The 22,532-nt window shown below is 50.6% G+C and carries 11 protein-coding genes and 1 other RNA gene; 6 read left to right on the top strand and 6 right to left on the bottom strand.

Features of this window, described 5'->3' with window-relative positions:
- Positions 1-16: 16 nt before the first annotated feature.
- On the top strand, positions 17-733 hold the full coding sequence (locus ABWH99_RS21815; RefSeq protein WP_375583882.1) for an SIMPL domain-containing protein: 717 nt from the start codon (positions 17-19) through the stop codon (positions 731-733).
- A 168-nt stretch (positions 734-901) separates the two neighbouring features.
- A complete protein-coding gene (locus tag ABWH99_RS21810; protein WP_375583881.1) occupies positions 902-1,585 on the top strand; it encodes a DUF2461 domain-containing protein in 684 nt (227 codons plus the stop codon).
- Here the strand turns inward: ABWH99_RS21810 and ABWH99_RS21805 are convergent.
- The 3 genes from ABWH99_RS21805 to ald all read right to left on the bottom strand — a co-directional run bounded on the left by ABWH99_RS21805 (position 1,582) and on the right by ald (position 5,022).
- Entirely contained in the window at positions 1,582-2,397 is an 816-nt protein-coding gene (locus tag ABWH99_RS21805; RefSeq protein WP_375583880.1) for a Cof-type HAD-IIB family hydrolase, read from the bottom strand. The genes ABWH99_RS21810 and ABWH99_RS21805 overlap by 4 nt on opposite strands.
- Before the next feature lie 36 nt (positions 2,398-2,433).
- Positions 2,434-3,783, bottom strand: a complete 1,350-nt coding sequence (hemN, locus tag ABWH99_RS21800; protein ID WP_375583879.1) for an oxygen-independent coproporphyrinogen III oxidase — start codon at positions 3,781-3,783, stop codon at positions 2,434-2,436.
- A gap of 117 nt (positions 3,784-3,900) precedes the next feature.
- Entirely contained in the window at positions 3,901-5,022 is a 1,122-nt protein-coding gene (gene ald, locus ABWH99_RS21795; protein ID WP_375583878.1) for an alanine dehydrogenase, read from the bottom strand.
- Positions 5,023-5,389: 367 nt separating this feature from the next.
- Between ald and ABWH99_RS21790 the strand changes: the two genes are divergently transcribed.
- On the top strand, positions 5,390-7,804 hold the full coding sequence (locus tag ABWH99_RS21790) for a thiamine pyrophosphate-dependent enzyme (protein WP_375586615.1): 2,415 nt from the start codon (positions 5,390-5,392) through the stop codon (positions 7,802-7,804).
- 39 nt (positions 7,805-7,843) lie between these two features.
- Here ABWH99_RS21790 and ABWH99_RS21785 read toward each other — a convergent pair whose 3' ends face one another.
- Complete coding sequence (locus ABWH99_RS21785) at positions 7,844-8,515, bottom strand: hypothetical protein (RefSeq protein ID WP_375583877.1); 672 nt, start codon at positions 8,513-8,515, stop codon at positions 7,844-7,846.
- 76 nt (positions 8,516-8,591) lie between these two features.
- On the opposite strand from ABWH99_RS21785, the gene ABWH99_RS21780 reads away from it, so the two are divergent.
- Positions 8,592-9,584 (top strand): acyl transferase, encoded by a 993-nt coding sequence (locus ABWH99_RS21780; RefSeq protein WP_375583876.1) that lies wholly within the window; start codon positions 8,592-8,594, stop codon positions 9,582-9,584.
- Positions 9,585-9,769: 185 nt separating this feature from the next.
- Here the strand turns inward: ABWH99_RS21780 and ABWH99_RS21775 are convergent, their stop codons facing one another.
- Complete coding sequence (locus tag ABWH99_RS21775; RefSeq protein WP_375583875.1) at positions 9,770-10,927, bottom strand: sigma-54-dependent transcriptional regulator; 1,158 nt, start codon at positions 10,925-10,927, stop codon at positions 9,770-9,772.
- A 22-nt stretch (positions 10,928-10,949) separates the two neighbouring features.
- Positions 10,950-11,353, bottom strand: an RNA gene (gene rnpB / locus ABWH99_RS21770) — RNase P RNA component class A.
- Between the two features lie 494 nt (positions 11,354-11,847).
- Here rnpB and ABWH99_RS21765 point away from each other — a divergent pair.
- The gene (locus ABWH99_RS21765) at positions 11,848-12,420 is read left to right on the top strand and encodes a DUF3109 family protein (protein ID WP_375583874.1); all 573 of its coding nucleotides are present in this window, start codon (positions 11,848-11,850) and stop codon (positions 12,418-12,420) included.
- A gap of 396 nt (positions 12,421-12,816) precedes the next feature.
- Positions 12,817-22,506 (top strand): gliding motility-associated C-terminal domain-containing protein, encoded by a 9,690-nt coding sequence (locus ABWH99_RS21760; protein WP_375583873.1) that lies wholly within the window; start codon positions 12,817-12,819, stop codon positions 22,504-22,506.
- Positions 22,507-22,532 lie beyond the last annotated feature (26 nt).

Here is a 22,532-nt window from a genome sequence, read left to right as displayed (position 1 = left end):
AAAAAATGCCGTCTGTATGAAAACTCCCCTTTTGTTTTTTTCGCTTGCTTTATTCGGTACCCTGTTTCATGGATTTTCCCAGGAGCTACCGCAGATTTCCGTAGTGGGACAAAGTGAAATCCAGGTGATGCCGGACCAGGCCATGTTGACCGTCACGCTTCGTGCGAAGGCCATGGAAACCGTGACAGCAACTGCCGAATTGAACAAAAAAGCGAAGGAAGTAACCATGGCACTGGAAAATTCCGGGCTGAGTGGCTACGAGTTGACCGCCGAAAACTATTACGTAAATGTACATCGGGTTTACGTCAAAGGGAGTTCCAGAGATAGTGGTTACGTGGCCAGTCAAACCCTGAAGGTTCTCGTTCGTGATACCGGAGACAAGTTGCTTTCCATCGTTCAGACCTTGCATGGGGCTACTGATTTGGGTTTTCAGTTGTCCTACCAGCTATCCGCGGAGAAAAAGAAGCGCTACGCAGAGGAATTGGTAAGACTGGCCATCGCGGATGCGCGCAGGAAGGCAGAAGCGATCGCTGGCGCGCTTGATATCGAGGATATTTTTGTGCACCGGGTCACGTATCAGGGGGGAGAATCCTTTGAACCGGTGCTCTACCGGGCCAAAGGGATGCGAATGGAATCCGACGAGGCCGCTGTTCCTCCTACCCTGCAACCGGGCGAACAGACCCTGTCCGAACGGGTACAGATCGTCTATACCTTTACGCAAAAGGCTCCGTAACATGATACCTGATTTTCCAGGCAGTGGCTGAGGGAGCTCGGCTCGGAAAAATCCCCCTTATGGATCAGCCCGGAAAAAAAAATCCAGTATTTTTTCTCCAGAAATAAGCGAGGCTGTGTACCTTTCGCCGGATTGATAACATTTGGCTTTAGACTCTGTTTTAATGGTATGAATGGGCGCGTAATTTTGAATTTTCTCAAAGAATTGGCAGCAAATAATTCGAAAGAGTGGATGGATGCTCACCGGAGTCTTTTTGCTCAGGCGAAAGAGTTATTGGAAGGCGATGCGGCAATGATTTTGGCCGGGCTGAGTGCCCATCGGCCGGAGTTTGCCAGTTTACGACCCAAGGATTGCCTTTTTCGTCAAAACCGGGACATTCGTTTTTCCCCGAACAAGTTGCCTTATAAAACCAATATGTCTGCCTACTTCGCTATCGGAGGGAAAAAATCAGAGGGTCCGGGGTATTACCTGCACCTGGAACCGGGCAAAAGTTTTCTGGCCGGGGGTATTTGGATGCCCGAATCGGACACCCTGAAAAAAATCCGGCAGGAAATCGATTATTCCGGGCAAGACCTGGAAGGCATTTTGAGGTCCCCATTGTTTTTCGAATGTTTTGGTGAAATGGAAGGAGACCAGTTGAAAACCTCTCCCAAGGACTACCCAAAAGAGCATCCATACATTCATTACCTGCGGTACAAGAGTTTTATTGTATCCAAACCGTTGGATGACAAGGCGGTCGATTCCGGGCAGTATGTTTCCCTGGCTTTGGAAGCATTTGATATCATGAGACCCTTTATCGATTTTTTGGATCGGGCGGTAGCAACATCTGACGACGAGGGATACCTGCTTTAGAGCAGGTATTTTTCTATGGCGATGGCGACGCCGTCTTGCTTGTTGCTGGCGGTGGTCTCCCGGGCAACTGCTTTAACCTCATCGATCGCATTTCCTACAGCCACTCCCAGGCCCACGGAAGCAAGTAACTCAATGTCGTTGTAGTTGTCCCCAAAGGCGATCACTTCTTCCATTTTAATTCCCAGATTGGTCAGCACATCCTCTAGGCCGGTGGCCTTTGAAATGGGTTTGGAGGCTATTTCCAGGTAGGTATTCTTGGATCGGTACAGGTGCAGCACCGAAGATAGGCGTTCCTGCAATTGCTCGTACAGTGTCTGGATTTCGTTCTCCGGGCCCATGCACATCACCTTATGCGCTCCGCATCCGTTCTTCGCCCAGGAGGAGAAGACGGCGGCGTTTTCAAGCAGGGTGGCTTGTACTTTTGTGGCTCGTTCCTCTTTTTCCGTCCAGGCGTCCCTTTTGGGAGCGTACCAGGAATTTCCCGAATACAGGCTCAGATGGATATTGGTAGATTGAGCGAGCAGGGCGATTTGCTGGCAAATCTCCACCGGTATCCACACCGAACGAATGGGATGCTGTTTTGCGGAGTAAGTCGGGAGTACATAGCCCCCGTTGTAACAAATAAGCGGATCATTTTCCCTTCCAAGGTCTTTCAACAAATGGATCATGGCGGAGGGCATTCTGGAGGAAGCTAAAATAACCGGTACCTCGGCAGGCAAGCGGGCAAAAGCGCGCCGCGTTCTGGGGGATAGTTCCCGGTTTTTGTCGAGCAAGGTGCCATCAATGTCGGTACAAATCGCTTTTAGGGGCATCAAAAAGAATTTTTTTGAAAAAGCGAATATAGGGAATCAAATGGCTTTACTAAAGACAGCGCCGGACTTTTTGTCCGAAGCCATGTAGGGATCGAATGCCATACAAATGTTCCTGACAAACGGTTTTCCTGCCTCGAGTACGTGGACTCCCTGCTGATTGAAAGCAATAAGTCCATCTGCTTCAAATTCCAGGAGTTTTTCGATCAGCTCTCCCGATAGTTCGTCCAGATTGATCCAGGAAGCGTGTAAGTTGCAAATAAGGTTAAGGATGATGGATTTTACTTTCAGATTTTCCTCCGTTTGAACATGACCTTTGATCAGCGGAGATTCCCCCATCAGGATACGATTTTTGTAGGTTTCGACGGATTTTTCGTTCTGTCCGTAGGCGTAGTAGATGTCGCTGATTGCGCTGCACCCCATGCCCAGCAGCAATTTCGATGGGGAGGTGGTATATCCCATAAAGTTTCGGTGGAGGGTTTTTTCTTTCTTTGCCCGTAGCAGCGGATCTCCGGGCAGCGCGAAATGATCCATGCCGATTTCTTCATAGCCCATTTCTTCCAACCAGCTTTTGCCTTGTTCGTACAGGGCCCGTTTTTCTTCATGGGTTGGCAGGTGTGCCTCAAACGATTTTTGGCCGGGAAAAGCCGAGGGCAGGTGCGCATAGCTGTAAAAAGCGATTCGGTCCGGCTGCAGTTCCTGCACCTTTGCAAAGGTATCTTTCAGGCTGTCCAGCGTTTGATGCGGCAGCCCGTAGATAAGGTCGAAATTAACCGAGGTATAGCCCAACGCACGGCTACTTTCCGTAACCTGCTTTACGTTTTCAAAGGGTTGAATCCGGTGAATGGTTTGCTGGACCTGGGGGTCGAAATCCTGTATGCCAAAACTAACCCGTGTAAACCCATGGTCAGCCAGGGTTGCCAGGTGTGCTTCCGTGGTATTGTTGGGATGGCCTTCAAAGCTGAAGGAGGGGCTTTCTACCAGGGTAGAAGTACCTTTGATGTGTTTTAACAATATGTCCAGAGAGGTGGGAGTAAAAAAAGTAGGCGTTCCACCTCCCAGATGGATGCCAGCCAATTTGGGTTTTTCCTTCAACCAGTCACGGTACATGTTCCATTCCTTCATTAGGGAAGAGATATAGGGCATTTCTACCTTATGGTTTTTGGTAATTCGCTTGTTGCAGCCGCAATAGGTGCAAAGGCTTTCGCAATACGGCAGGTGTATGTACAAGCTGATTCCTTCGTTCTCTCCAAATTCCGAATACGCCTGCTGAAAAAGTCCCTTCCATTGCACAGGGTTGAGAGAATTGTTCCAATGCGGCACCGCGGGGTATGAGGTATATCTAGGAGCCGGTACATTGTATTTTTGAATCAGTGAGGTGTCTGCCATAACCGTAAGCTGCTTGTTTCAGTAGCCAAATTACGGAAAGCCCAGGCTCAAAAAGTATGACGGTTACGGTTCAAAAACCTGATAGTGATCAGGTTTTTGAACCGGGTTTCCTGCCCATTAATGCTGGTTCAGGTAGTAACTTACGGGCACGTAAGGCAGGTCAAAGGTTTGTGCTACTGCCTGGTATACTACGTCTCCTTTGACAATGTTTAAGCCGGACCCAAGTTCGGGATAATGCAAGCAAGACTCTTGCCAGCCGTTTTTTGCAAGAGCGAGTGCATAGGGAAGGGTGGCATTGGTCAAGGCCAGTGTGGAGGTATAGGGGACCGCACCCGGCATATTCGCTACGCAATAGTGGAGCACACCGTCGATGGTGTAGGTTGGATTTTCATGGGTGGTGGGCTGGCAGGTTTCGATACAGCCGCCCTGATCAACGGCCACATCCACCATCACTGTACCCGGGAGCATTTCCCGCAGCATGTCGCGGGTGATGAGGTGTGGCGCTTTGGCACCGGGAATCAACACCGCTCCAATGATCAGGTCAGTCGATCCGATAAGTTTCCGGATATTGTATTCGTTGGACATCATGGTTTTTACATTCTTTGGCATGACATCCGAGAGATACCGCATCCGGGGCAGGGAAACATCCATGATGATGACATCTGCTCCTAATCCTGCTGCCATCCAGGCAGCCTGGGTACCCACGATCCCGCCACCCAATATCAGTACCTTAGCAGGTAGCGTCCCGGGTACACCGCCGAGCAGGATGCCTCTGCCACCCAGTGGTTTTTCCAGGTAATTGGCGCCTTTCTGCACCGCCATCCTTCCAGCCACCTCAGACATGGGTACCAAAAGCGGGAGGGTTCGGTCCGGTTTTTCTACGGTTTCGTACGCCAGACATACAGCCTTGCTTTGAATCATCGCGCGGGTAAGCGGTTCGTTCGAAGCAAAGTGAAAATAGGTGAAGAGCAGCTGGTTTTCCTTGATAAGCCCGTACTCGGGTGCGATGGGTTCTTTTACCTTCAGGACCATATCACCGGCCTCGTAGGTAGATTCGATGGTAGGCAGGATTTTCGCACCGGCCTGTTCGTACGCTTCATCGGTAAACCCACTACCGACTCCGGCATGCTGCTGCACGAAGACTTCGTGTCCTTCTTTGACAAACTCCTTGGCTCCAGCAGGGGTGAGGGCTACCCGGTTTTCGTTATTTTTGATTTCTTTAGGGACGGCAATGCGCATAATCTAAGGTGTTAGGTTAAAGTCAGAGACAAATATAAACAGCCCTTTTGCCCAAGGGTAGCATCCGGTGAAAAAATCCCCGGTTTTTTTGATTACTGCATACGTCTTCGCTGCTCCGGGGTTTTGGTAGCTCCATATAGGAAACTACCAGCGAATTTATATTTACCCATCTTGGCGTGAAATACCGATTATTTTATCAGCGTATTCAGAATAATATTTTTTAATATGAAAATTAAGTCGCAATAAACGATATAAAATTTGTTTTAATCGATTTTATATCCGCTTATACATTGGGATAACTCTAAAATTTGTGTATTTTTGAGCTTGTTGGCAAACCCATGTATTGAAAACAGTTTGAGTGAAAAATATGGAATCCCTATCCACATTGACTGAAGAAAAAACAGCGACTTTGGACAAGCAGCGTATATTGGCAGATTATAAACTGGTGATGATCAGCAGGCATGCTTCGCTGACGGTGCGGAAGGAAGTATTCATGGGGAAGGCAAAATTTGGCATCTACGGGGATGGAAAGGAACTGGCCCAGGTAGCCATGGCGAGGTATTTTGAGCCCGGGGATTTTAGATCCGGTTATTACCGCGATCAGACCATGATGTTTGCCATGGGGGAGCTCGGCTTGCAGGAATATTTTGCCCAGTTGTATGCGCATACCGACATTGACGCGGAACCGGCGAGTGGCGGACGTCTGATGAATGGGCATTTCGCTACCCGCTCGTTGAATCCGGACGGTACCTGGAAGAACCTGATGGAAATCAAAAATTCCACCGCGGATATTTCGCCTACGGCTGCTCAAATGCCAAAGCTTTTGGGTCTGGCCTACGCATCCAAACTGTATCGGGAGAATCCAGATCTCCACGGCATGAAAACCTTTTCCAATAAGGGAAACGAAGTGGCTTGGGGTACCATTGGTAACGCTTCCACCGCTGAAGGAATGTTTTTAGAGACATTTAATGCAGGAGGGGTGCTGCAGGTACCCATGGTGATATCTGTGTGGGACGACGATTACGGAATTTCGGTAACCAATGAGTATCAGGTGACCAAAGCAAGCATTTCCAAGGCATTGAAAGGCTTTCGGCGCAACACGCACGAAAAAGGCTACGAGGTACTGGTAGTAAAGGGTTGGGATTACGAGGCATTGGTGAGGGCCTATGGAAAGGCAGCAAAATTAGCCAGAGAATCCCACATTCCGGTATTGGTGCACGTGATAGAAATGACCCAGCCTCAGGGACATTCCACCTCTGGCTCGCACGAGCGGTACAAAAGCAAGGAGCGTCTTGAGTGGGAAGCAGCCTTTGATTGCGTCGTGAAATTCAAAGAGTATATCCTGACCAACCGGATTGCTACCAAGCAAGAACTGGATCGCATCGATGAGTCCGCCAAACAGCTAGTAAAGGAGAATAAAGACAAGGCCTGGAAAGCATTTACCAGCACCATAAAAAAAGAATTAGACGAAGCGGTAGGCCATATTCGTGAACTGGCGACGCATTGTGCATGCAAGGAGGAATTAAACCAGCTGGCACAGGACCTGCTGCAAACACTGAACCCTATCCGCATGGATGTGATCGGTACCGTCAGAAAGGCCCTGCTTTTGGTGCGGAATGAACCGCAGGAGATCAAATCCAACCTCCAGGACTGGTACAAATTGCAGCAAAAGTTAAACAAGGAACGGTATTCCAGTCATCAATACAGTGAATCTGGCGAAAATGCCAGGTCCATTGCCTCCCAACCTCCCATTTACGATCCGGATGCTGCCATGGTGGATGGAAGAGAGATTTTAAAGGCCTGTTTCGACGCGATGCTAAGCCGGGATCCCAGGGTATTCGCTATCGGAGAGGACGTTGGTTTGATCGGTGACGTGAATCAGGCATTTGCAGGCCTTCAGGCCAAACACGGAGAGCTGCGGGTGACGGATACCGGTATACGGGAAGTAAGCATCATTGGACAAGGAATCGGTACCGCCCTGAGAGGCCTGCGACCGATTACCGAAATTCAGTACCTGGATTACCTGATCTATGCTTTGATGACCCTTTCGGACGACCTGGCCTGCCTGCATTACCGGACAAAAGGTGGACAAAAGGCACCACTTATCATTCGAACCCGCGGCCACAGGTTAGAAGGGGTATGGCATTCCGGGTCTCCTATTGGTATGATACTGAACAGCCTGAGAGGTATTCTGGTCTGTGTTCCCCGCAACATGACCCAGGCAGCCGGGATGTACAACACACTTTTAGAAGCGGATGAACCCGCCTTGCTGATCGAAGTGCTGAACGGCTACCGCCTCAAAGAAAAAATGCCCGCAAATATTGGGGAATTTAAAGTCGCGCTAGGGGTCCCCGAGATTTTGAGGGAAGGGGAAGACCTGACCATCGTCACTTACGGCGCGATGTGCAGGATCGTGATGAGCGCTGCCCGACAGCTGGAGGAAATTGGGATCTCCGTGGAAGTGATTGACGTTCAAACCCTGATTCCCTTCGATTTGCAAGGAGTTATTTCCCGCTCGATTCAAAAAACCAATCGGGTCATATTTGCCGACGAAGACGTGCCGGGTGGAGCTTCCGCATTCATGATGCAACAGGTCATTGAAGAACAAAACGCCTATTTTTTCCTGGACTCCAAGCCGATCACCCTATCGGCGAGGGAACATCGGCCGGCCTATTCGTCCGACGGAGATTATTTCTCAAAACCGAGTGTGGACGATGTGGTGGACAGCGTATACCAGCTCATGCAAGAGGCCTATCCAAAGAAATTTCCCCCCATCTATTAAAAGAGGCCGTGATTTGCGGTCTAAGGGAGTAGTTGTAAGCTACCGTTCTATTTGTGAAAGGGTAAAATCGGGACTGCTGACTACATTGCTTCGGTTGAGCGCTCGGTCCTGGATCTGAATTTCCAAACGGATGGTATCCGTACGAAAAATATTATTCCAGCCCAGGGATAGCATGGCATAGCGTATTTGTCCTTCGATGGAGCGGGGTCGTTCTTCTTCAAGCATTCGCGGAAACCGCCCGTCAAAGGTGGTAAAAAACGGAGGAGCGGACCAGTCGAATTCGGTATAATTTCCTCCGCGCTTGATAAAAAAATCAACAAATATGTTGTAATGATCCGGATTTTCAGACACCCACAACGTGTCCTGTATTTCTACGTTGTTGATCAAAGGGAAAATCACCCAGTCCCGGTTGTTGAAATCCGGGGCATCGTCGGGTCGGTTGCTGTAAGTGATGAAATTCCCATTCTCGTCCGTAAGGTAGTTCAATTCGTTGAATGGCGGAAAGATATCGCGGGCATTCAATCCAAGGTCACCTTCGGCATCCTGGAATTGGATCGAAACAATCAGGGAATCTGCTCCGGGCGTTTGGACAAACTCCATACCGTTGAATTCGATCCTGGGGACCGTCGGGAAATCTTCCGGAGGGGAAATACAGCCCGTACCTGCGGCGAAGATGAAGAGAAGGAAGCGAATGTTGTTTTTTAACTTCATGGGTAATCCGTAAGTTTACATGTCCGGCAGCAGGGTGTAAAAATGATTAAATTTTGGGTTTTACCATAAAATAACGATGAATTATTTTAAAAGTTTTAGCGAAAAAATAATTTCCGGGGAAATCCAGGATTTCGAAACCCTTGCGCTGGAGTTGTTTCGTTTTCAGTCACGAAACAATCCGGTGTATCGCCGGTACCTTCAGGCCAGAAACCTTCAAAGTGACCGTATCTACCGCCTGGAAGACATTCCTTTTTTACCGATTTCGTTTTTCAAAACAGAAAAAGTAATCTCCGGACCTGAAGCGGCTTTCCAGCACCAATACACGAGTAGCGGTACTACCGGTATGCAGAGCAGTCGGCATTACATCTGGTCAAAGGAGTTTTACCTGGCGCATAGCCTTCGCTTGTTTGAGTCGAACTACGGTTCGCTGCAGAACTTCCACGTGCTTGCACTGCTACCTTCCTATCTGGAGCGAGAGGGAAGTTCACTGGTTGATATGGCGGCCTATTTTATTGAAAAGAGCGGGTCGGAACATTCGGGATTTTACCTCAACGATTACGAATCATTAAATCGGCGGCTCCTTGCGTTGAAAAAAAGCGACAAAAAAATCCTGCTTTTGGGGGTAACCTTTGCCCTGCTCGATCTGGCAGAACGGTACCGGTACAGTGGATTTGAGCGGTTGATTGTCATGGAGACGGGCGGTATGAAGGGAAGGCGCAGAGAGATGATTCGTGAAGAGGTGCACGATGTATTGACCCATGCATTCGGGGTAGACCGGATTCATTCGGAGTACGGGATGACAGAACTCCTTTCGCAAGCCTATTCCAATGGCGAAGGTGTCTTCAGGGAATCTTGGAGCATGCGGGTATTTATTCGGGATAGCTACGACCCCTTTTCCTGGGTAAACGCGACCTCCGGTGCCATCAATGTCATCGATCTGGCAAATTTTCATTCCTGTGCTTTTCTGGAAACAGAAGACCTGGGTAGAAAAAATGCGGACGGAAGCTTCACCGTGCTGGGACGAATGGATAACAGTGAGATACGGGGCTGCAATTTATTGATCAATTAATTTTGTATTTCAGGACTTATTCCACATATTTGGCCATAATTCCTAATAAGATGAAAGCAGCGTTGATTATTTTACTTGCAGGAGTAGTTTTGGTAATGTCCTCTTGTGCATCCAGTAAGCCTTGTCCGGCCTATGCCCGGACTTCTGATGTAGAAGTGAACGGTTGATACACGGGTCGCCAGGACTTAGTAATTCGCATATTTTTTTATGTCTTCGGCGGAGATCTTTTTTCCGCCCAGAATTACCAGCCGTTCGATGACGTTTCGAAGTTCCCGGATATTTCCTGTCCATGGAAATTCCTGAAGTTTTTTCAGGGCAGCCGTATCGATATCCTTTTTGGCGGTACCGTACTCGGCAGCGATCTCTGTCAGAAACTTATCGACCAGGAGTGGAATGTCTTCGCACCGATCGCGAAGGGGAGGAACTTGGATGAGAATGACGCTTATCCGGTGGTACAGGTCTTCTCTGAAAGTATTTTCTGCTATTTCCTTTTTTAAATCTTTGTTAGTGGCTGCCAATACCCGCACGTCTACCTTAATTTCTTTGTCTCCACCGACCCGGCTTACCTTGTGTTCCTGTAATGCACGCAATACTTTTGCTTGGGCAGAAAGACTCATGTCTCCGATTTCATCCAAAAACAAGGTGCCTCCATGGGCCTGTTCAAATTTTCCCTGACGTTGTTTCATGGCAGAGGTAAAGGCACCTTTTTCGTGGCCAAAAAGTTCACTCTCGATGAGTTCTGCCGGAATTGCGGCACAATTGACTGCGATGAATGGGGCGGAGGACCGGCTACTTTTTTGATGAATCCAATGAGCCACTAGTTCTTTTCCCGTACCATTAGGACCCGTAATCAGTACCCTGGCATCCGTTGGTGCAACTTTTTCTATGGTTTCCTTCACCACATTAATGGCCTGCGATTCGCCCACCATGTCCAGTTTTTTGGAGAGTTTTTTCTTCAGTACCGTTGTCTCCTGTACCAGGTGCTTTTTATCCAGCGCATTTCTTACCGTAAGTAGTAGTCGGTTAAGGTCTGGAGGTTTGGGAATAAAATCAAAGGCACCTTTTTTGGTGGCTTCTACCGCGGTTTCTATGGTGCCATGGGCGGATATCATGATGAACTGCGGCTGTTTTTGCATCTCGGCAGTCTTCGTCAATACCTCGATTCCGTCCATTTTTGGCATTTTGATATCGCACAATACCAGATCAAATTCCTCGTTTTGGATCATTTCCAGCCCCTTTGCTCCATCCTGGGCTTCAAAGATTTCGTATTTTTCATACTCCAGAATTTCTTTTAACGTAGACCGGATGACTTTCTCGTCGTCAATAATCAAAATCTTCGGCATATATCGTCGGTTTTTTTTCGTAAAAATGCGCAGGCCTGTAAGCCGGGTTCTGTACTTTTTTCAAAGTGTTTGTCATTTATCTAGCCTTTTCTTCACAGAAAAGGTCAAACGACCTACCCACTCCGGTTTCCCGGGGAACGGGATTGGACGAGCAGCCCTTGGACCGGAGCCTATTTGGTCTTTCAACCCATAAGGTTTGCCATGCGATGACGGTCACCCGTCACCCGGTGGGCTCTTACTCCACCATTTCACCCTTATCCCGGTACCGATTTCCGGTTTGGGGACGGTATATTTTCTGTGGCACTATCTGTTACCCGCTCGTTTCTTAGCGGGCACCTTCCCGTTAGGAAGTATGGCGCTCTGCGTTGCCCGGACTTTCCTCTTCTTCCTACCAAAGCGGGAAGCAGCGACAAACCGGCCTGCACCTTGCAAAAATAATCGAAATAAAGACATTTATCTCTATCGCCAACGCTTTTCTTGACAGAAGGCGATGCGGTTTCGTGCCTGACTGGGTGGCCTCCTTCGAAGGGAACCCCAAATCCCATGCGGCAGGCTACCGGCAAGTTGATCAGCGAGCTGCCGGTCTGTTTACATTCCGGGTCTACCGGCGGTAGTGTGCAGGGAAATGACATCCCAGGGTACCAAAAAAAACGCTCCTGAAAAAGTCTGGCAAAAGGATCGGGGTATCTCCTGCAGGGGCTTTCCAGGAAAGGACAGGGGATAGTGAAAAAAACTTCAAACAATTTTATCCGATCGCTGTTTGGTATATTGTAAGGCTTTTACGAGCTTTTCTTCATAGTGCTGGGTTATGCCGCCTCCATTGGAGGCGGCATTTTTATTTTGCCGCAGAAATTTTGAGCCGGACAGGGCTGCCGTTTTTTTCCGCTTTTGAAATTGGTATCTTTGTAAAAAAAACAACCATGATTATTGTTGGAAACGCAGTCATCAGTGACGATATAAAGGATCATTTTTTTGTGTGTGACCTGGAGGCATGTAAAGGAGCCTGTTGTGTGGAAGGCGATGCCGGGGCTCCGCTGACAGACGAAGAGACAGAGATTCTGGAAAAAGAAATGCCGTCCATCGCACCCTTTCTAACAGAAGAAGGAAGGAGAGCAATTGCGGAGAAGGGTGCCTGGGTTGTTGATCAGGAGAACGAAAAGGGGACCACTACGGTGGGCAAAAATGGTGCCTGCGCTTACGCCATTCGTGATCAGAAGGGCGTATTGAAATGTGGAATCGAGCAGGCCTGGAGCGAAGGTACGTCCAATTTCAGAAAGCCAATCAGTTGTCATTTGTACCCCATTCGAATCACCAAATACGACGCCTATGACGCCTTGAACTACGATAGGTGGCACATTTGCGATCCTGCCTGTCGGCTGGGAAAATCCCTCGGTGTCCCCCTGTACCAGTTTTTGAAAGAAGCGCTGCTTCGCAAGTACGGAGAGGCTTGGTACGCCGAACTTTTGGAACGAATCGCTGCTTCAGAAAAATAATTTCCTTCAAAATCTTTCCAAAGAAAGGCACCGACTTGCCGTTTTCACTGATTTTTTTGTCGTTGCTCGCACCATAAAAGCGGCTGCTAAGTTCTATCCGGATTTCCTCCTTATTCCGCTGACTATCAGCTTTTATATTTTTTTTACAACTTCTTTGTTGCTATCAAATTATTCTATTTATTACTTAAAGTAATCATATTTTACAATGTATATTTTAATATATGTAAAATGATTATTATTTATTATCAAAAAATAAAATACTTTTTAGGTAAAGTAAACAACAATTTATACGGAATAAAAGTGATGCAGAATGGTAACAGGATCCGAGATGGTTTTGCGGCTCACGAAAGCCAGACCATGGATTTACGGAGGCCTGCCTAACGCGAGGTATTTCCTATGATTATCCGTACCCCACATAGCGCTGTTTGGTTCCTTTTGGGCCTGGTTTGGCTTTCAGGAATCACCGAGGCTGGGGCTGCTCCGATCATCCGGGACGTTTTTCAATTTTCGGAATGCGAAAAAATGGCGTCCATCCGGGTTCGAAACGGAGTGGCGCCGTATACCTATGTCTGGAGTTATGGGGGTAACGTAATCCAGACCGATGTGGATTTAGGGGAAAGCGAAATGAGTACCATTGAGCAGGCCCAGGGTGGGGATTATACGCTGAACGTAACCGATAGTGATGGAAACACCTACACCGAAGTTATTAATTTTTCGGGGAGTACGAACTTTATCCTAAACATTCTGTACGAAGAAAATCAGGAGTGCGAGGGTGAAACCTTCGGTCAGGTTTATGGAACCATTGAAAATGGAATTGCGCCATTTACGGTGAATTTTTTTGATGAAAATCAAGTAATCGTATTGACCACTGTTTTGAATGGAAGAAACCTGGACCTAAACGGAGTCCCCGCCGGAGAGTACCTGGTAGAAGTGATTGATGCGTCCGGTTGCAAGGAATTGACCAATGTCACCATCGATGAAGTGGATCCGCTCCAGTTAGCGCCTGCGTCGGGGACCGGCACGGTGCCGGAAACCTGTATTGCTAACGGAGGGATTCGTTTTGACGTTTCGGATTACTTCGGTGACGTGACTTTCCGAATCCGAAGAGCCAACGGAACCTATGAAACTGCCTGGCTTCCTGCCGTTTCTGGCGAGATACGCTACGATCAGCTGGCTGCTGGCGATTATGTTCTTGAAATCAGAGATGATTTCCGCCTGGAGGATTGTCCGGAAGAACTGGTTTTCACCGTTGCAAACGAGCAACTCCTGGACGTGGCCGTCAGTGCTTCTCCCATTGGTTGCTTTGGGGCTTCCGATGGCATGATCCATTTGGAAGCCGAACGTGTATTTATGGGCTTTGCCTTTCCTCCCAACCAACTTACCGTGGATATTCTGGATGCGGCCAACCAGCCCGTTCGCACAAACGAGGTGGTGTCGATCGGCGCGCTTACGGGGGAAGCTGAATTTTCAGGTTTTCCTGCCGGAACGTATACGGTTATCGTGCGGCACGGGGGGGTCGACTATCCCGAGTGTACGCTTAGCTATGGGGTGACCATTGACGCGCCGGCAACGCCATTGACTGCCACCGTGAGTAGTACACCGGAAATTTGCTTTGGTGAACAAAACGGAACCGCCACCGTGAATCGTTCCGGAGGCTGGGGGGGATACAGCTATTTGTGGAGCAACGGCCAAACCGGGCGAACAGCAACGGGTCTTGCACCGGGGACTTACTCGGTGAGGGTATCCGACAGCAGGGGTTGTTTCGTGGATCTACCCGTGACAGTCGATGGTCCAACGGAGGCGATAAGCGGGACCATTGCATTGATTTCAGGGCTCACCTGTGTGGGTGCCAACGATGGTTCAGCCCGACTCTCCGATGTACAAGGGGGCTGGGGGAATTACACCATGGAATGGAGCAATGGAGAGACCGGGCCGGAAGCCACGCAGCTTCCGGCAGGCACTAATTCGGTGGTTGTTCGCGATGAGGAGGGCTGTGAAAGTATATTTTACGTAGATGTGCCCGTTCCCGATGCACCGGAAGTCACCTATTCCCTTACCGAACCAGGCTGTTTTGGGGCATCGGATGGAAGTATTCGCGTGCAAATCAACGAGGGCTCAATTACGTTTCACGTCACAATCGACGGAATTACCCAGACGGGAAACGACCTCCTCTTTGACGGTCTTCCTGCCGACCAGTACGAAGTGCGGATCAGCTATTCGGGTGCTTGTTCGATTACCGATTTTGTTACGATTGGACAGCCCGATGCGTTGCGGATCGAGGAGGATGCGTTGTTGATCACACCGGTAAGTTGCGCGGGTTCTGGTGACGGATCGATCGTGGGACTGGAAGTATCCGGGGGAACCGGTACGTACCTGTACCAATGGCAACAGGAAATAAGCGGGACTTTTGAAAACCTTCCCGGAGAAAACGGTCTCTCCCTGGTAAACCTGTCCGGTGGCCGTTACCGGTTGCAGGTGAGCGATGCAAATTCCTGTACGGTTTTCCAGGATTTTGAGGTGGACGAGCCGGCACCTCTTCAGACGGGCCCACCCGTGATTGAAGATGTGCGTTGTTTCGGGGGAAATGACGGACGGATATCCTTTCCTGTGAGTGGCGGTACCGCTCCGTATACCTATTCCCTGAATGGAGGAGCCCCGCAGTTAACGTCCGGTCCGGTGATTGAAGTTACGGGACTGGCAGCGGGAACAAATCATTTTATTAGCCTGAGCGACGCCCGGGGCTGTGTGGTTCCAAACATTAATTTTGCCATCGCATCCCCTCCATTGATTCAGGTTTCTAACGTGTCGATTCTGGCAGAAACCTGCTTTGGACAGGGCAACGGATCCATTTCGCTGGACGTTGCTGGCGGATCGGGTAGTTTTTCCTTCGAATGGCGGCGTACATCCAATCCAGCTACAGTTATTTCAACGACCGAGGATCTGGCCAATCAAGGTCCGGGGGAGTACCGGTTGAGCATTATTGATCTTGCCAATCCGGCCTGTGTCCTTTCGGAAACATTTACCATTCCGCCCACTCCGGCCTTACAATTGGCCCTGGACGGAGCTCCCATCGATGTGGCCTGTTTTGGGGAAAGTACGGGGTCCATCGACGTGTCGGTACAGGGCGGAACAGGCGCGTATAGCTTTTCCTGGACGGGCCCCAACGGGTATATCTCCGATCAACAAAACCCCACCGGGTTGGCAGCAGGCCTTTACCGGGTTCGGGTGACGGACGAAAATGGCTGTTGGGAGGAATTGACCGATATATTGATACGCGAACCGGCCTCTGCATTGGCGATAAACCTTTTGACTCAAGTAGCTCCTTCCTGTCATGATTCCGAGGATGGGCGCATAGAAATTCAGGTAGGAGGCGGAATGCCCGGATACCTGATATCCTGGGAAAAGGAAATTTCTCCCGGTGTGTTTGTTCCCCATTCGGGGTCCTCCGCTACCCTCTCCGGGATCGGTGCGGGAACGTACCGGGCCCTGGTAACGGACAACAATTCCTGCGTGAGTAGCCTGACGGTTGACTTACAGGCTCCGCCTCCCTTGGATGTTCAATTGATCGAGCGAAGGGATGTTTCCTGTTATGGACGAAACGATGGCCGGATCACATTGGAAGTAACCGGAGGGACGGGTGTGTATTTCTTTGATTGGGACCATGGGTTTATCAATCAAAACCCTACGAATCTCGGTGAAGGCACGTATGCTGTGACGGTGAGCGACGCCAACGGCTGTAGTTTCCGATTAGAGAATATATCCATCACTCAGCCCGATGAGTTGGCGATTGATCTGCTACGTGTGGACGAACCCAGTTGTGGATTGTCCGATGGTGCGATTGAAGTTGCATTCAGTGGGGGCGGTCCACACCCTGCCACCAGCCGTTGGGTGGAATCCGCTACCGAAACCCTGGTAGCAGAAAATGTCAACCAGGTGGATGGGCTTTCCCCTGGATTTTACCGGGTAGAGTACGGTACGGGAGCGGGATGTATCGTGAGCCGCACCGTTCTTGTACCGGGCCCCTCCAGCCCACTTCAGTTGGTAACCAATTCGCAGGATGCAGCCTGTCCGGGAGAAAGTGGGATCCTTTTCCTTTCCGCTACCGGTGGGGTGCCGGGATACAGTTTTTATGTGAGAAACGGAGGGGTCTGGGAAGAGGCATCGAGTGCCATTATAGCGGGACTGCCGGTGGGCGACTACGACGTACGGGTGACCGATGCATCGGGTTGCGAGGATATCGCAACCATCACGATCGATGCGCCCAATCCACCGGTAATAGACGCGGAAATTACCCGGCAGGTTTCCTGTTACGGAGCAGACGACGGAGCCATTGCGTTTACGCTCTCTGGTGGTACCGGAGGGTATTCCCTTCAATGGTACCGAAGAACCGCTCTGGGTGGCAAAAGCCCGGTTTCCACGGCGAGTTTGGATCAACTGATTGCAGGAACCTATTTCATGGAGTTGGTATATGCCGGTGGCTGTACCATCAGTTCTCCGGATTACGAAATCACCAGTCCGTCACCCATTGTCCATACCGTGGATCTGGACCAGCCCGTATGTGCGGAGGACCTGGGTCTTTTTTCCATTACCTTTTCCGGGGGAAACCCGGGAAAAGAATTGACGCTTTCCGGAGACAATGGTTTCTTTCAGTCGTATGGGGATGAACTATCCGGTACTTACACCTTTGCCAACCTGGCCGCGGGCACCTATTCCTGGCGTCTGACGGACCCATCCTGCCCGGTGGTCGAGGGTGGCTTTACGATTTATCCGGTGATTCAACCCTCGTTCACTACCAGTTTCCAGGATATTTCCTGTTTTGGGGCGGGGGACGGTTTGCTGGAAATTGAAAATCCACAGGTTCAATCGGGAAGAACCTTCTCCGTGTGGGTGAACGGGGTCAACCAAGGAAACCAAACGTCTTTTTTTAACTTGTTACCGGGAGCCTATCAGGTTTGGATCCAGGATAGTCAGGGCTGTCAATCCGGAGTTGAACTGGTCGAATTGATGCAGCCGGACCGGCCGCTAGCCCTGGACCAGGTGGAAATATTACCGGTTACCTGCCATGGTGAGGCTTCAGGTAGCCTACGTTTTACTTTTTCTGGAGGAAGACCGGATTATCGGGCCGTACTGATACCGGAAAGTGGTTCCGCTCAAACAATGTCCGCCCTTTCTGCGGAGACTGCCTACGAATTTGCTGGTCTTGCTGCTGGGGATTATACGCTGGAGGTACGAGACCGGGACGATAATTGCATCGTTTCCGGAACGTATACCGTGCAGGAACCCGCTGTATTGACAGCCGACCTGGAAGCCGGCCTGGTACTTTGCGCGGGGGGAACGACGTATCTGGAGCTTTCGGTGACGGGAGGCTCCTTGCCCCACGTAGTTACCTGGGAAACATTTGATACCGGTACCAATAGCTGGGAAACGCTTCCCAGTACGGGGTATACCGTTACCGGCATACCGGCAGGAACTTATCGGTACACGGTGACCGATGCCCTTTCCTGCGTGGAACTCAGCGAAACGGTAGTCATTGCGGATGCTGCGCCAATCAATCTTTCATACGATGCGGGAGACATTGGTTGCTATGGGGCTACCACGGGGGTAACACTTTCCGCAAGTGCACCTGGCAAAGACAGCTTTACGTTTTTTGTGAATGGAGCTCAGATTTTTGGAAATACGTTTACGGCGCAGGCAGGTACCTATGCGGTATACGCCCGCGATAATATTGACGGTTGCCTCTCCGAGGTAGCCTTTATCAGCGTGGATCAGCCGGCGGCACCGCTCTCGGTGGTGGAGTACTCCTGGCAAGACCTGAGCTGTTTCGAGGCAGCAGACGGTAGCATGACCCTGACGTTGACCGGAGGAACCGCTCCTTACACCATTGAGTTTAACGGGTCTACGTATACTGCCAACGAAAACGAGATACTTAGGTTTGATGGGCTAATTGCCGATACCGCGTACCTGCCCCTGGTAAGGGATGCCAATGGGTGTACGGTGGATTTGCCTCCGCGGACGCTGCAGCAGCCCTTGCCGCTACAAGCTGCGGTCACGGCGCCTGCCATAGCCTGTTTCGGAGGGCTAACATCGATTGAGCTTCAGCTCACCGGAGGAACCACGCCCTACGCCATTTCATGGGAATTCGCTACCGATGGAAGCGATTTCACGCCCATGCCTTCCTGGGAAAACCAGCGCTTGCTATTGGATGTCGGTCCGGGGCATTACCGATATTCCATTGCCGATGGTACCTGTGCTGAGCTATCGGGTACAGTAGTGCTGGAGGCACCCTCGCCCGTGGTGCTTGAGGCCGCTAGTTCTCCTGTCGCTTGTTTTGGTGGTACCGGGGGTAGGGTGGAATTATCGCCTTCCGGCGGCACCGGGTCCGGTTACCGACTATTTTTCAACGGAGCCGAAATTCAAGGGACTACCGTGGAAGGGTTGCGCGCGGGCACCTACACGGCCTTTGCGATGAACGGCAGCTGTCGCTCGGAAGATATTTCCATTCAGGTGACCCAGCCGGCGGCACCGCTCAGTGGAACGGTAGCTTATCCGGAAAACCTTTCTTGTCCAGGCGATGCGGGCACTGTTACCCTGCAGGTAAGTGGTGGAACGGCTCCATACACGGCGATTTTTAACGGACAGACCTATGCCGTTTCTGTACCTGGAGAGCAGTTGTTTCCCGGAGTAGTTGCCGGCAGTTATTCGATTCAACTAAGCGACGCAGCGGGTTGTACCTGGGAAACCAGCATTGTAGTAGAAGAGCCCGAGGCATTGGAAATCGTTCTTGAAAACAGAGCCAACGTAAGCTGCTTTAATGGAGAAGATGGCTCGCTTACGGTTTTGGCCTCCGGGGGGACGGGAACCTTTCAGTACCTGTGGAAAGATGCCACTGGTCAGCAGATCGGTACGGGTCGTCACCTGACCAACTTGGCGGCGGGAGTGTATGAAGTTGAAGTCCGAGATGAAAACGGCTGTACCCTGGTGGAAGAATACGTAATTGATGCACCGGACCCGGTAAGTTTTACCTTCCAGGTACAGGATGTCACCTGTTCCGGCTCACAAAATGGACAAATCAGCGCGGAAGGATTTGGTGGTAGTGCTGGCTACCATTTGGTGGTCAACGGCATCCACATGCCAGGAATGCTGGCCTCTGGACTTATTGCTGGTAGCTATCTGGTCATGGTTGTGGATCAAGCCAGCTGTGCCTCTCCTGTTCAGGAGGTTACCGTCAATGAGCCGCTTCCCCTTCAGATGGAAATAGTGGCACTGGATGTGACCTGCAACGCGGCCAACGATGGGGCTGCGGAGGTTCGCATACAAGGGGGTACAGCGCCCTACAGTTTTCGCTGGTCCGATGGCAACAGCCTTTCTTCCAGGACCGGTATGGCTCCTGGTAACTACGAAGTGATCGTCACCGATGCAAATGGCTGTACCATCCGCGATCGCGTACGTATTCAGCAGCCAGAAGCACTAGTAGTGGGGGCATCCATCCAGTCGGTAAGTTGTTATGCTGGAAATGACGGGGAAATTCAACTGGACATTAGCGGCGGCTCGGGGACGTTTCAGGTGGTTTGGGAAGAAGTTGGCTCTGGAATCCAAATTGCCGAGGGCATGCGTGTGACTGGCCTGGAAGCGGGCCGGTACCGTGCACGGGTACAAGATGAAAATGGCTGTAGTGTACAAGCTGAATACGAAATAACAGAGCCGAATACTCCATTGACGGTAATGCCTCTGGTGACGGACATTCGCTGTTTTGGAGAGGAAACGGGTAGCATCAGTCTGGTAGTCTCGGGAGGAACCGCACCCTATGCATTCCGCTGGTCATCTGGAGAAAACACCAGCCTGGTGTCTGGCAAGCCGGCAGGTACCTATCAGGTACAGGTTTCGGATGCGAGGGGCTGCCTCTGGGTAGAGGATATCATCATTGACGAGCCGGACCCGGTAGCCGTTCAGGCAGCTATTGCTGACGTTTCTTGCTTCCTCGGGACTGACGGAGCCATTGAGTTAACGATCACGGGAGGAAGTGGCGAGCCCCGGGTACAATGGAGCAATGGAATGACTGGTGCCTCCATTTCCGGACTACGGGCCGGCACGTATACGGCTTTCATTATCGATGGACAATCCTGTTTTGACAGCCATACCTTTCAGGTAAATCAGCCGGAGGAAGCCTTACGGGTGGAAGGGATCGGATCTTTTGAATTGTGTGGGTTGAACGACGCCATGAGCCTGGAGCTGCAGGTTTCGGGGGGTACCGCTCCGTATACCTATTTCTGGTCCCATGGGGCTACAGCAAAAGACATTTTTGATCTGCAACCGGGCGGCTATGAGGTAACCGTTACCGACGCCAAGGGCTGCTCGGTTACGGAAACCTTTGAGGTACCTTCTCCCACCCTGCCCATGGACCTGTCCATCAGTGGTAAACTCGGAATATGTACCAGTGAGGAACGAGGAGAAGCCGCTGTTACCGTCAGTGGAGGTATGGCTCCCTATACTTTTTTGTGGTCCAATGGTGCGACCACTTCTGGAGTAGAGAACCTGGGCCCCGGCAGCTATTTTGTGGACGTGACCGATGCCAACGGCTGTACCGTTCGCGAAAGCGTAGAAATCATCCGGTCCCGAAACCTTCAGGTCAGTCTGGAAGATATCCAGAGTATTTCCTGCTTTGGTGCAAATGACGGATCCATCCGTATCAGTATTTCGGAAGATAGCGGTCCTTACCGCTTGACATGGAGCAACGGGGTAGAAGATCAGTTGACATTGTCTGGTCTGGGCCCCGGAGTTTACACGGCCTCGATCACGGATGAAGCCGGCTGTGTTACCTCTGTGGCTTATCAGATCAGACAACCAGAAATTTTGGCAGTCTTCGAAACGATTCAGGACGTAACCTGCTTCGGAGAGGCAAACGGTAGTCTGTTGTTGGACGTGCGGGGCGGAACCGCTCCCTATTCCTATCAGTGGTCGAACGGAGCTAGCAGCAAGGATCTGCGAAATTTGGGCCCCGGCACCTATACGGTTCTGGTAACCGACCGGATGGGATGTTCCACCGGGGGGACTTTTACGGTTGCCGAACCTGCACCCCTTCAGGTGGAGGTCGATCAGACAGACACCCTTTCCTGTCACGGAGATAGCAACGGATTCATCAACCTAGCCATTTCCGGAGGTGTTCAACCCTACCGAATCACCTGGGCCGATGCTCCGGAACTGGGTACCCGAAATAGAAATGGTCTGGAAGCCGGGACCTACACCGTATTGGTGAGCGATGCCAATAATTGTTCGCAGGTAACCCGTGTGGAAATCGCGCAACCGCCAGCACTTGAGGTTCGGTTGTTTACACGAATCGACGTGGACTGTGAGCAGGAATTGCTCACGGGAGAGGCTTGGATAGAAATTACCGGAGGTAGCGGCGACGTGTTTGACATCGCCTGGAATACCGGGGATCGCAACGTATTGGAAACCCAGTTTTTTGAGGATGGAGTAATCGAGGTACGTGTCCGCGACGAAAATGGCTGCTCGGTAGAAGTATCCGAAGTAGTGACCATGCCACTTGCTTTTTCCAACGCGTCGTTTGTATATACGGTACTTTCCACGGGAGTGGAAGGAGAAATTCTGGTCAATGATCCGGTTCAATTCAGGGATCAGACCCTGGGAAATGTTTTCACCTGGGACTGGGATTTCGGTGATGGAACCAAGAGTAACGAGCAGCACCCGATTCATGCCTATACCCGGCCAGGCACCTATACCATCCGGCTCACCACCTTCGATGTGCTGGGCTGCGTATCGGAGACCGAGCAAACCGTGGAGGTGGTTTCTTCCTATCGTATTTTGATTCCCAATGCGTTCTCCCCCAATGGAGACGGATTGAACGACCGATTTGTACCCAAATTGCGGGGAATAGATGATTTTGAAATGCACGTTTTCAATAAATGGGGGGAATTGGTGTACTCTTCGTTCAGTCAGGAAGATGCAGGATGGGATGGAACACTTAACGGCAAATTAAGCCCCAATGGTAATTATGTGTACAAGATAATTTTTACTGCTGTCGATGGCGAAACCGGGTCGCGTACGGGGGTATTTACATTGATTTACTAATGCAATGCGCAAAAGGAGTCAACATG

Source organism: Cyclobacterium xiamenense, from assembly GCF_042140265.1.
In the GTDB taxonomy this organism is placed as follows: domain Bacteria; phylum Bacteroidota; class Bacteroidia; order Cytophagales; family Cyclobacteriaceae; genus Cyclobacterium; species Cyclobacterium xiamenense_A.
The sequence above is the reverse complement of the archived record's forward strand: the minus strand, read 5'-3'. Positions and strand labels throughout refer to the sequence as shown.

Excerpts from the sequence above, each read along its gene's own strand:
- ABWH99_RS21815 (WP_375583882.1), top strand. The coding sequence starts at position 17 with ATGAAAACTCCCCTTTTGTTTTTTTCGCTTGCTTTATTCGGTACCCTG.
- ABWH99_RS21810 (WP_375583881.1), top strand. The coding sequence starts at position 902 with ATGAATGGGCGCGTAATTTTGAATTTTCTCAAAGAATTGGCAGCAAAT.
- ABWH99_RS21805 (WP_375583880.1), bottom strand. The coding sequence starts at position 2,397 with ATGCCCCTAAAAGCGATTTGTACCGACATTGATGGCACCTTGCTCGAC.
- hemN (WP_375583879.1), bottom strand. The coding sequence starts at position 3,783 with ATGGCAGACACCTCACTGATTCAAAAATACAATGTACCGGCTCCTAGA.
- ald (WP_375583878.1), bottom strand. The coding sequence starts at position 5,022 with ATGCGCATTGCCGTCCCTAAAGAAATCAAAAATAACGAAAACCGGGTA.
- ABWH99_RS21790 (WP_375586615.1), top strand. The coding sequence starts at position 5,390 with ATGGAATCCCTATCCACATTGACTGAAGAAAAAACAGCGACTTTGGAC.
- ABWH99_RS21785 (WP_375583877.1), bottom strand. The coding sequence starts at position 8,515 with ATGAAGTTAAAAAACAACATTCGCTTCCTTCTCTTCATCTTCGCCGCA.
- ABWH99_RS21780 (WP_375583876.1), top strand. The coding sequence starts at position 8,592 with ATGAATTATTTTAAAAGTTTTAGCGAAAAAATAATTTCCGGGGAAATC.
- ABWH99_RS21775 (WP_375583875.1), bottom strand. The coding sequence starts at position 10,927 with ATGCCGAAGATTTTGATTATTGACGACGAGAAAGTCATCCGGTCTACG.
- ABWH99_RS21765 (WP_375583874.1), top strand. The coding sequence starts at position 11,848 with ATGATTATTGTTGGAAACGCAGTCATCAGTGACGATATAAAGGATCAT.
- ABWH99_RS21760 (WP_375583873.1), top strand. The coding sequence starts at position 12,817 with ATGATTATCCGTACCCCACATAGCGCTGTTTGGTTCCTTTTGGGCCTG.